Raw genomic sequence first — 11,208 nt, 5'->3', positions numbered from 1 at the left:
AATTCGCTAGCGGCGCCAGAACATCGGGGTCAGCAGTACGACGACCGTCAAAATTTCCAGACGTCCCATCAGCATGCCGATACATAGTAGCCACTTGGCAGCATCCGGCAGGGCGGCAAAGTTGCCCGCAGGGCCGATGATGTCACCCAGACCGGGACCCACGTTGGTAACCGCCGTGGCGGCGCCGGAAAGGGCGGTTACCAAGTCAAGTCCCAACGCGGAAAGGCCTAGTGCCAGTGCAGCGATGGTAATGAAGAAAAAGAACGAAAAGGCGACTACGCTGCGTGAGATGTCGCTGGTTACTGGCTGCTGATTGTAGCGAGTGGTAAATATGCCATTGGCATGGATCAAGTAGTGCAACTGATTACGCAGCATCAAGGTGGCAATCTGCAGGCGGAAGATTTTCATCCCACCGCTGGTCGAACCGCTGCAGCCTCCGACAAAGGTGAGGTAGAAAAATGCCATCATCGGGAGAGCACCCCAAAGCGTATAATCGTCAGAGGCATAGCCGGTGGTGGTTACTATGGATACGACGTTAAAGGTGACGTGGGTCAACGACTCAAACCAGTTATCTCCGTGAGCAACTCGCCAGAGGCTAATAAGCAGAACCGCGGTAAACAGCAGCTGCAACAGCCCCCGTACCTGCTGGTCTTGCCATAAGGCGCTGCTTGAACCTCGTATAAAACGGATATACAGCACAAAGGGAAGCGCACCGCTGAGCATGAAAAAGCTGGCCATCCAGAGTAACCAAGGCTGGCCGCTATAGGCTCCAAAGGAGGCGTCGGAGTTGGCAAATCCGCCGGTGGAAAGCGACGTCATGCCATGTACGGTGGCGTCCAATAGCGTCATCCCTCCGGTCCAGTAACTGCCAATCGCGACCAGGGTCAAAGCCACATAAATGGTAAGGGTTGCTTTGGCGATACCACCCGTGCGCGGCATCACTTTATCCGACCAGTCGGATGATTCAGTATGGAACAGCCGCATACCGCCCACTTTCAGAAACGGCAAGATGGCGATGCCCATGACGATAATGCCGATGCCGCCCATCCACTGCATCAGCCCCCGCCACAGTTTCAGGCCATCGGAAAAGTGTTCGATGCCGACCAGGATGGTCGACCCCGTGGTGGTAATCGCCGAAACAGATTCAAAGACGGCATTGGTAAATGTCAACTGGGGTGCGCCAAGTACGAGCGGTAGGCTGGCAAAACCGCTGATGGTGACCCAGCTGGCAGCGGTCAGAATGAACATCTGCCAGGGCTTCAGCTCCAACGTGGCCCGGAAGGTGAGTAGCCAGGTAAGTGCGGCCGCCCCCACTATGAACAGCACAGAGATACCAAAGGCGGGGGCGTCGGGATCATGCTCGACAAGCAATACAATCAGAGGAGCCAGCATGAATAGGGCCAGTACTACCCAGAGAATCGACATGATTTTAAAGACAGGGGCCCAGTGCCGATACATATCCCTACTGCGATGAAACAACGGTGTAAAAGGTGTCATATACCTGACTCGCCATTTAGTATTCTGAAGCATGCGCTAAGAGAACATGGCCTTCCATAAAAAGTCTGTAAAAACCAAGTCGTTTAGATAATTATTTGTGGAATAGCTCTGTTGTCACGGGCCCATTTCGCGCTTTAGCAACGCAGAGAGAATGTTATGAGCTGTTGACGGTAGATAATCCCAATTTTTGTAGTAAAATTACACAAATTATTGCGTACAATGTCTTCTTTCAGGTAGGTTTTAGGTAATCTAACTACATTAGATTGACTAACTATAAATAGGAGCAACGATGAGCCAGTCCAATGCTTCCCACGGTGCGCCGCTGGGCGATCCAAATAATGCTATCGATTTAGCGCTATTTGGGGCGCTGGGTGATCTTGCCATGCGCAAGCTGTTTCCTGCCTTATACCATCTTGACCGTGAAGGCTTAATGCCTGAAAGCACGCGCATCATGGGACTGGCTCGCCAAGAGCACGACGTGGCGTCGTTTCGGCAACTGGTTAACGACGTGCTGCAAAAGCGGCTGAAAAGCGGCGAGCAGGACAAGCAAAGCTTAGAACGCTTCCTCGCCCGCCTGGATTACCTGCAGCTCGATTTTTCCAGTGTCGACGGGTACGACGCGATCCGCCAGTGGCGAAAGGGGTCACCCCGCCCGATGGTGGTGTATCTTTCTGTCGGCGCGCGTATTTACGGTGATATTTGCCGCCATCTTCAGGCCAGCAAAAGCCTGGATGAAGAGTCCCGCGTGGTGGTTGAAAAACCGATTGGCTCCGATCTGCACTCGTCAATTGAAATTAACGACGCCATTGGCGAGGTGTTTCCCGAGTCGCGGATTTACCGCATCGACCATTACTTGGGCAAAGAGACCGTACAAAACCTGATCGCACTACGTTTTGCCAACCCGCTATTCGGCACACAATGGAATCAGAACAACATTTCCCATGTGGAGATTACCGTAGCGGAAAAAGTGGGCATTGAGGGTCGCTGGGGCTACTTCGATGAGGCGGGTCAGTTGCGCGACATGGTACAAAACCATCTGCTTCAGCTTCTCTGCCTGATTGCCATGGATCCACCCTCAAACCTGGATGCCGATGCCATCCGTGACGAGAAGGTGAAAGTGCTGAAAGCACTCAAGCCCTTTGTGGGCGAAGCGCTAGATCGAGACGTGGTGCGCGGTCAGTACATCGCGGGCAACAGCGATGGACAGTCGGTACCCGGCTATCTAGAAGAAGAGGGCGCCAATACCCAGAGCCAGACCGAAACCTTTGTCGCGATGAAAACCGAAGTGGCTAACTGGCGTTGGGCGGGCGTACCGTTTTATTTGCGCACCGGTAAACGGATGCCGGAGAAACTGTCGCAGATTGTGATTCACTTCCGCCAGCAGCCGCACTATATCTTCGACCCGGACCAGCGCAATATTGCCTCCAATAAGCTGATCATCCGCTTACAACCGGAAGAGGGTATCGCTCTCCAAGTGTTGACCAAAGACAGTGGCCTGGATAAAGGCATGCGCCTGCGCCCCGGCCCGCTACATTTGGACTTTAACAGTGCCTTCCCGAAATCGCGCATTCCCGATGCCTACGAACGGCTATTGCTGGAAGTCATGAAAGGGCAGCAATACCTGTTCGTTCGCCGCGATGAAATCGAACACGCATGGCGCTGGTGTGACCAACTGATTGACGGTTGGAAAAAACGTGACACGCCGCCGCGTCGTTACCCGGCGGGTTCCTGGGGGCCGGTCGCCTCCATCGCCATGATCACCCAAGACGGCCGTAGCTGGTACGAGGATTATTAATATGAGCCAAGCACGCCAACAGCTCGCCGAGCAGCTTGCCGAAGCGGTGTTTCAAGCCCTTCAAGACGATTTAAATCATCAAGAGCGCGCTCTGTTAATCGTCTCAGGTGGCTCGACACCGGTACCATTTTTTAAGGCGCTGGCGGCCAAGCCACTGCCGTGGGATCGCATTGACATCACCCTTGCCGACGAGCGCTGGGTTGGAGAGGAAAGTACCGATAGCAACGCCAAGCTGGTACGCGAACACCTGTTGCAGGGTGAAGCGACGGCCGCTCAGTTTATACCGTTAACTTGTGATGCCGCGACACCGGAAGAAGGGGTCGAGGAAGTCGCTAAGCGAATGGATGCATTGGCGTGGCCCGCTAGCGTCGTAATTCTGGGCATGGGCGGCGATGGTCACACCGCCTCGCTGTTTCCTGACAGCCGTGAGCTTGACCTGGCACTCGCCACGGATGAGCTGCTTGTGGCAGTACGCACCCCTAGCCAGCCGCAGCCACGAATTACTTTTTCAGCGGATCGCTTACATCAAGCGCGCCGTCATTTTCTACATATTACCGGCGACGATAAACGCGCCGTATTGGCCAAGGCATTGAACGGCGACGATGTACGTCAACTGCCGATACGTGTCTTTTTAACCTGCCCACTGGCGATTTACTGGGCGCCCTAAGGTCAATCCTTTAGGCCCGCCCTTGAGAGTTAACCGCCTTAGTCAATAATAATTTGCTTGGAGACTCACTCATGACTATCGATAAACAGTTACCGTCTACACGTACCGCCGAGCTTGATAGCATCTGCTTAAAAGCTGAAGTGATCCCCGTCATCACTATTGAGCGCTTGGAGGACGCTGTCCCGCTGGGCCGCGCCCTAGTGGAAGGGGGGTTAACTGTACTGGAAGTCACCCTACGTACCGATTGTGCTCTGGAAGCGGTTAAACGCATGCGCGAAGCATTACCCGGTGCCAGCATTGGCGTGGGCACGGTATTAACCCCGGCCCAGTATCGCCAAGCTGAGCAGGTCGGCGCGGATTTTGTGGTAACTCCCGGTGCCACCGACGCTCTCTACCGCTATGGCGTGGAAAGCCCGGTACCGATGCTGCCAGGCGTCTCAACCGTTTCTGAGTTGATGACCGGCTGGCAGTACGGCTACCGTCGGTTTAAGTTCTTCCCTGCGGAATCCAGCGGTGGGGCTAAAGCGATCAAAGCGTTTGGAGCGCCTATTCCTGAAGCACGCTTTTGTCCCACCGGCGGTATCACTGTTGATAACGCCGATGACTATTTATCGTTGCCGAATGTGATGTGTGTCGGCGGTTCCTGGTTGACGCCTAAAGCAATGGTGGAAGCGGAAGACTGGGACGGTATCCGTGAACTCGCCCGCCAATCAGCCGAGCGTTTTCATCATTAAGTAAGCTGCCGCTGCGTATCAATAGCAGCAGCGCTGGCAGCCGCCCTGGTTTATGTTTTTAAACGTTATGTTTAAGAACAGAGTCGGGGCTTTTTTATGTGCTGACTGTGCCCACTTGGCGCTTTGAAGGAGCGACTAAGACCAAAGGTGTATAACGGGGCTATATTCAGCTCGTCTAAAATGACTGAATAATATGTCTGACATTTTAATCCGCGCATACCGTAACGTGCGTGCCACTTATAATGATGATGAGGTGAGTCAATATGCACGCGTTGACCCTGGCGTCCTTCCTGTTCTTTACAGGACTTGTCGCCTTTATCACTTGGCGCATTACGCGCCGCGATGATCACTCAAGCACCAGCGGCTACTTTCTGGCTGGTCGCACGCTAACCTTTCCGCTGATTGCTGGCTCACTATTGATGACCAACCTCTCTACCGAGCAAATGGTAGGGTTAAACGGGGCTGCCTTTGCCGATGGTTTAAGTGTAATGGCCTGGGAAGTGGTGGCGGTTATTGCGCTGGTAGCGCTGGCGCTCTTTTTCCTGCCGCGATTTTTGAAAAGTGGTATTGCCACGTTGCCACAGTTACTCGAAATACGTTTTGATAAAACGACGCAGCTAATCACCAATATTATTTTCTTGATTGCCTACGCGGTGATTCTGCTGCCGATTATCCTCTATTCGGGCGCCATCGGGTTACAGGGAATGCTTGATCTTCCTGGATTAACCGGCATTGAGTCGTCCTCGACGCTGCTCTGGTTAACGGTGTGGATCGTCGGCATTATCGGCTCAGTGTATGCGCTGTTTGGCGGGCTGCGCACGGTAGCGGTTTCCGACACGCTTAACGGCGTCGGGCTGCTGATCGGTGGTTTTGTCATCGTCTATTTCGGCCTGCAGGCCGTCAGTGACGGCACGGGCATTATGGAAGGCTGGAATATCCTTAAAGAGAGTGACCCAGACAAGCTTAATTCCATTGGCGGCGCTGATCAGCAAGTACCTTTTTTCACCCTGTTTACCGGCGTATTCCTGATCAACCTTTTTTACTGGAGCACCAATCAGCAGATTATCCAGCGTACTTTTGCGGCCAAAAACCTTGCCGAAGGCCAGAAGGGCGTTCTGCTGACCGGTCTCTTCAAGCTGCTGGGGCCGCTGTACCTGGTGCTGCCGGGCATCATCGCTTACCACCTTTATGCTGACCAGGGCGTGCGAGCCGATGAAGCCTACGGCCACCTGGTATTTAACGTACTGCCGCCTTACCTCACTGGCTTCTTCGCCGCAGTGATGGTGGGTGCGATTCTGTCGTCGTTTAACTCTGCGCTTAACAGTACCACCACGATTTTCAGCCTGGGCATCTATAAAGGCGTACTGAATAAAGAAGCTACCGAAGAGCAGGTGGTTAAATCAGGCAAGGTGTTTGGCTGGATCATGGCCATCATTACCATGATCATCGCGCCGCTGCTGGCCGGCCAGGAAAGCCTGTTTGGCTACCTGCAGAAGATGAACGCGATCTACTTTATTCCGATTCTAGCGGTGGTGCTGGTTGGCCTGCTGACCAAACGTGTTCCGCCTATGGCGGCCAAGATTGCCCTGGTGGGCGGTTGCTTATTGATTGCTGCCGGTTATTTTGTGCCACCGTTCACGCTGCTGCCGCAGGTCATGCACGAGTTCCACTTCGTGGCGCTGGTGTTCGTGTTATTAGTGGCAGTGATGCTGATCATCGGCAAGCTTCGCCCGCGTGAAACTGATTGGGTTCAGGAATACAGCGGCGACGTCGATCTAACCCCCTGGAAAGGCGCCGTGCCTGCTGGCATCGTGTTGGTGGTGTTAGTGATCGTTATGTATATAAGCTTTGCTGGTTAAGCTGGGATTGTCGGGAACGAGGCCACGTCGTTGCGAGGAGCGCAGCGACGCGGCAATCTCAACTTCCGGTGGCAGATACCCCGAGATTGCTTCGCTTCGCTCGCAATGACAGTGAGTGAGCTTGCAATGACAGGGAATCTACTCTAGGCGCAGCGGCGGCTCAGCTAGCCCAGCAATATCGAGTTCGACCACATAAAGCGAACCTGCCGTTGGCTCTTGGGCTAGCTGCTCAGCGCTAAATCCCTCTTGGGCCGTGGTGATATAGAGCGTTTTTAGGTCGGGACCGGCAAACGCTGAACAGGAAGGTTGGCTAACCGGCAGCTCAACGCGGCCAATGATTTCGCCATTGTGATTCAGACGCACAACTTGTCCCGCACCCCACAGTGCTAGCCAAAGACAGCCTTCGCTATCGACTACCGCGCCATCAGGATTGCCCAGAGTAGAGGAGAAGTCCGCCCAGGGCTGCGGTTCACCTTTGGGCCAACCTTCACTGTCGAGCGCCCAGCGCATCACCACGCCCGTCACCGTATCGGTAAGCCAGGCAAAGCAGCCATCGGCTGAGAAGCAAATAGCGTTAGGAATCGTTAAGCCGGAGCGTAACCGTGTGAGCTTGCCACGATGTAGGCGGTAAAGGCTGCCCGCGCCTTTTTCGGCCTTCTTGCCCATGGTGGAAAGCCACAGACTGCCATGGCAATCGACACGGGCATCATTGCTACGCGTTATCGGGTTATCGGTCTCGAAATCACAAAACGTTTCTACGCTACCGCTATGGGTATCGAACCTGCATAAGCGGTCTTCACCGACTAACAGCAGCCCGCCGCCTTCAAGCGGCGTGGCCAACGAGACCATATGATCAAGCTGATAGTGGCCGCTTTCCCCGGTAGCGGGGGAGAGCCAGTGCAATCGCTTTCCGAGAATATCGCACCAATAAAGGCGCTGATTAATAGCATCCCACTGCGGGCCTTCCCCCAGCGTGCAGCGGCTATCAACCGCTAACTCGGCCTGCCACGTTGAAACACTGATGTCTGTATTCATTGTTATTTGCTCTCCTTATTATTCTCCCGCTGACCAAGCATCAACAAGGGCTTGCGCTTGTTGTCGTACCTGAGCAGCGCTTTGGCCGGGTTTGTACAGTGCACTGCCCAAGCCTGCGCCGTCGACGCCACCGGCGCGCCACTCAGCGAAATTGTCGACCCCAACGCCACCCACGGCATATAGCCGTGTGCCTGCCGGTAATACGGCACGTACCGCTTTCATACCTTCTAATCCTACCTGTACTGCGGGGAAGAGTTTAAGCCCAGTCGCCCCTGCATCGAGTGCATCAAAGGCTTCAGAGGGCGTGACAATCCCCGGCCAACTCGCCATACCCAGCCGGTGGGTTTCTTTAATCACCGCTGGCCGACAGTTGGGCGAAACGATCAAGCGTCCCCCAGCAGCGTGAACATCGCGTACTTGAGCTGGCGTGAGCACCGTGCCTGCACCAATGACTGCGCGCTCGCCAAATGCTTCCACCAAGCGACGAATGCTCTCTAGTGGGTTGGGTGAGTTAAGCGGCACCTCAATTTGGGTGATGCCCGCGGCTAGCACCGCTTCCGCGATATCCACGGCCTCATCAGGCGTTACACCGCGCAAAATACCAATCAGTGGCAGCGACATGGGTAATTTCTCCGTTAATAGTGAGCAGCATTAAGCCTTCAATGCATGATGAGCAAGCCGAAGGCCTGCTAGCACGGCCTCATCGCCATCCACATGCCGTGTCTGAAAACCGATTGCATTGAGGGCTAACGTATAGCGCTGACAAAGGGCTTGGTTACCGATTAGCGTGATTGGCGCTTGGCTTGACGGCTCACGGCAGGCGCCAGCGAGTTCAAGGCCGATAGCGAGCCCGGAGAGCCTGGCCGCCAGTACGGCCCCTCGCATTTTGCCGGTAGGTAGTCGTCCATCGAGTAAATCTTGCGCACGCACGCCGAACAGGCGGCTGCTAAAGGTTTCGGGCGCTTCATAGCTTTCGCTGACCGCTGTCACAAAGGCGTCACGACAGGCCGCATCATTCAAGTCATCACTGCCGATGGAGTGCTGCAAAACCGATTGGCGTGCCAGGAGCTTATAAAGCTCACCGGTCAGATAGGTAGTGAACTGAGTGACGGCGCCTGCTTCCAGGGTAGCCCATTTGGCGTGCGTGCCGGGCAGACAAGCGAGGCCTGAAAAGTCAGGCGTATCGGCGACCAGACCCGCCAGCTGGGTCTCTTCGCCGCGCATCACGTCAAAGTGGGCCGTCGCGCTGTGGGTTTGGCTTAAGCCAGGCAGCAGATAAATGTGCAGCTGGCTGCCTGCAAGCCCGGGCGTCACCGCGCCTTGGCTCAGTTGGTCTAGTCGCGTTGGAACCGGCAGGTAGGCGGCTTCCAACCAGCCCTGGCGGGCGCCCGCCATGCCACACACTAACACCTTTGTAGGCGCATTCGTGGGCAGCCAATCACTCACCAACCGTAGCAGCTCGGCTTCATACTCATCGGCTTTAAGCGATAGCATGCCCTTATCGCTGCTGGCTTGGGCAATTACCTTGTCGTGTTGATCTAGACCCCAGGCGCGTAGGTTGCTAGAACCCCAATCCACGGCAATCCAGGCCAACTGATGTGCTATTTCAGTCGTTTCACGCATTGCGCTTGATTCCATGGCTTACCACTCCGCAATTGAACCGTCTTCATGCGTCCAAACCGGGTTACGCCAGCGGTGCCCCACTTTGGCGCGCTCCTCAACGAACTCTTCGTTGATCTCAACGCCAAGCCCTGGACCTTGGGGAATGGCACAGAAACCGTCTTCAATGGCGAGCGCCGATTTATCGACCAAGTAGTCGAGCACGTCGTTGCCCTGGTTGTAGTGAATACCCATGCTCTGCTCTTGGATAAAGGCGTTGTGGCTGACTGCATCCAGCTGTAGCGATGCGGCCAGCGTTAACGGGCCGAGCGGGCAATGGGGCGCCAGGGCGACATCGTAGGCCGAGGCCAGGGCAGCGATTTTGAGCCCTTCGCTGATACCGCCGCAGTGGGAAATGTCGGGCTGAATAATGTCGATCATGCCATCCGCCAGCAGGTCACGGAACTGGAAGCGGGTGTGCAACCGTTCCCCGGTGGCTAGCGGGTAACCCAGGCCACCGGCAATATCCTTCAGGCAAGGCAAGTGCTCCGGGGCGACCGGCTCTTCCACGAACATCGGGTGAAAAGGCTCCAGCTCGCGCAGCAGTGCTTTGGCCATTGGCCGATGCACGCGGCCATGAAAGTCGATCCCAATGCCAATATCCGGGCCCACGGCATTTCGCGCTTCCGCGACTCTTGCCACTGCTTCATCAATCTTGCGATGGGAGTCGACAATCTGCAGTTCAGGCGTGCCGTTCATTTTGAAAGCGGTAAAGCCTTTTTCGACCAAGGCCTTGGCCCCAGCGCCCACATCGCTCGGGCGATCGCCGCCGGTCCAGGCATACATGCGCATCTTGTCACGAACGGCGCCGCCCAGCAGTTGGTGAACAGGCACACCCAGATCGCGACCTTTAAGGTCCCATAGCGCCTGATCGATACCGGCAATCGCGCTCATCAGAATAGGGCCACCGCGGTAGAATCCGGCGCGATACATGATGTTCCACAAGTGCTCTATGCGGTGAGGGTCCTGGCCGATCAAATAGTCGGAAAGCTCGTGCACGGCGGCTTCAACGGTTGCGGCGCGGCCTTCAATCACCGGCTCGCCCCAACCGTAGCAGCCTTCATCAGTTTCGATTTTGAGAAACAGCCAGCGCGGAGGAACTTGCCAGGTCTTGAGTTTGGTAATTTTCATGTCCAGTCATCCTTTTGGATAGGAAATATTTAGTGAGTAATGTTAGCTAACAATGCCAAGGTCAATGGCCGTGCGGCGCAGCACTTCTCTGGCGGCGGTTTCTGCAGCGCTGACATCGCGATTGCGAATAGCGTCAAGTACTTGGCGATGGCGGGCGAGGCTGTCATCCAAAGTGTCAGTACGGTGTTGCGAGCCATGAATCAACGCCATGATGGATGGGCGCAGTAAATGCCCCATTTGTCGCCAGACTAAATTGTGACTAGCGCGATAGGTGGCATCGTGAAAGGCAACGTCGTATTCCGCATGTTCATCGCGCGCATCAACGCTGCCTGCGGTGTTTTCCATACCCGCAAAGGCGCGCTCCAAGCGTTCGAGGTCTTCAGCTTCAGCGGCCTGGGCGGCGAGCCCGGCGACTACTGGTTCGGCAGAAAAACGAAAGGCGTAAATAGCCCGTACCAGCTGAGGGTCAAGATTGACCAGGCCGGTCATCCACTCGCTCATCAGCGGGTCGAGCAGGTGCCAGTCGCCCATTTCGCGCACCAGCGTGCCCCGACCCGCCGTACGTTCCAGTAGCCCTGCCGCGGAGAGGCTGGTCAGCGCATTGCGTACCTGATTGCGGCTCACCGCAAAGTGTTTACCGATATCAAGCTCGCGGGGGAAGGTATCACCCGGCTGCCAATGGCCTGTCAGCAGCGCCTGGGCGAGTAGGCGCGCTAACTGTTCAGCGCCCCCCTGGTGGGGCGGTAGAGCGTCCAGCGTCATGGCGTGTCTCGTCACTCAGAGGGCTATTTTGTTGTCAGTCTATTAAATGTCTGACATTTTAACAAGCTG

At 55.5% G+C, this 11,208-nt stretch carries 10 protein-coding genes; 4 read left to right on the top strand and 6 right to left on the bottom strand.

Translation table 11 applies throughout. The features are described 5' to 3' along the window. Positions 1 to 6: 6 nt before the first annotated feature. Positions 7 to 1,497: a TrkH family potassium uptake protein gene (locus tag HUO07_RS18655; protein WP_176304755.1), complete on the bottom strand. Its 1,491-nt coding sequence runs from the start codon at positions 1,495 to 1,497 to the stop codon at positions 7 to 9. 289 nt (positions 1,498 to 1,786) lie between these two features. On the opposite strand from HUO07_RS18655, the gene zwf reads away from it, so the two are divergent. From zwf to HUO07_RS18635, 4 genes are all read left to right on the top strand, one after another. Continuing rightward, complete coding sequence (gene zwf / locus HUO07_RS18650) at positions 1,787 to 3,292, top strand: glucose-6-phosphate dehydrogenase (protein ID WP_176304754.1); 1,506 nt, start codon at positions 1,787 to 1,789, stop codon at positions 3,290 to 3,292. A 1-nt stretch (position 3,293) separates the two neighbouring features. Beyond that, complete coding sequence (gene pgl, locus HUO07_RS18645) at positions 3,294 to 3,959, top strand: 6-phosphogluconolactonase (RefSeq protein WP_176304753.1); 666 nt, start codon at positions 3,294 to 3,296, stop codon at positions 3,957 to 3,959. A 71-nt stretch (positions 3,960 to 4,030) separates the two neighbouring features. Beyond that, the gene (locus HUO07_RS18640; protein WP_008956979.1) at positions 4,031 to 4,693 is read left to right on the top strand and encodes a bifunctional 4-hydroxy-2-oxoglutarate aldolase/2-dehydro-3-deoxy-phosphogluconate aldolase; all 663 of its coding nucleotides are present in this window, start codon (positions 4,031 to 4,033) and stop codon (positions 4,691 to 4,693) included. Positions 4,694 to 4,956: 263 nt separating this feature from the next. Then, positions 4,957 to 6,552, top strand: coding sequence for a solute:sodium symporter family transporter (locus tag HUO07_RS18635; protein ID WP_176304752.1), 1,596 nt, complete (start codon positions 4,957 to 4,959; stop codon positions 6,550 to 6,552). Between the two features lie 138 nt (positions 6,553 to 6,690). On the opposite strand, the gene HUO07_RS18630 is transcribed toward HUO07_RS18635, so the two are convergent. Genes HUO07_RS18630 through HUO07_RS18610 form a run of 5 tightly spaced genes read right to left on the bottom strand, consistent with a single transcriptional unit; the run spans position 6,691 to position 11,139 of the window. After that, a complete protein-coding gene (locus tag HUO07_RS18630; protein WP_176304751.1) occupies positions 6,691 to 7,587 on the bottom strand; it encodes an SMP-30/gluconolactonase/LRE family protein in 897 nt (298 codons plus the stop codon). A gap of 18 nt (positions 7,588 to 7,605) precedes the next feature. Further along, on the bottom strand, positions 7,606 to 8,208 hold the full coding sequence (locus HUO07_RS18625) for a 2-dehydro-3-deoxy-6-phosphogalactonate aldolase (protein ID WP_176304750.1): 603 nt from the start codon (positions 8,206 to 8,208) through the stop codon (positions 7,606 to 7,608). A gap of 30 nt (positions 8,209 to 8,238) precedes the next feature. Next, entirely contained in the window at positions 8,239 to 9,225 is a 987-nt protein-coding gene (locus HUO07_RS18620; protein WP_176304749.1) for a 2-dehydro-3-deoxygalactonokinase, read from the bottom strand. A gap of 3 nt (positions 9,226 to 9,228) precedes the next feature. After that, positions 9,229 to 10,377: a galactonate dehydratase gene (gene dgoD, locus HUO07_RS18615; protein ID WP_176304748.1), complete on the bottom strand. Its 1,149-nt coding sequence runs from the start codon at positions 10,375 to 10,377 to the stop codon at positions 9,229 to 9,231. Between the two features lie 42 nt (positions 10,378 to 10,419). Next, positions 10,420 to 11,139: a FadR/GntR family transcriptional regulator gene (locus HUO07_RS18610; protein WP_176304747.1), complete on the bottom strand. Its 720-nt coding sequence runs from the start codon at positions 11,137 to 11,139 to the stop codon at positions 10,420 to 10,422. Between the last annotated feature and the right edge of the window lie 69 nt (positions 11,140 to 11,208).

This window comes from Vreelandella maris (genome assembly GCF_013371085.1).
GTDB classification, from domain to species: Bacteria; Pseudomonadota; Gammaproteobacteria; order Pseudomonadales; family Halomonadaceae; genus Vreelandella; species Vreelandella maris.
The sequence above is the reverse complement of the archived record's forward strand: the minus strand, read 5'-3'. Positions and strand labels throughout refer to the sequence as shown.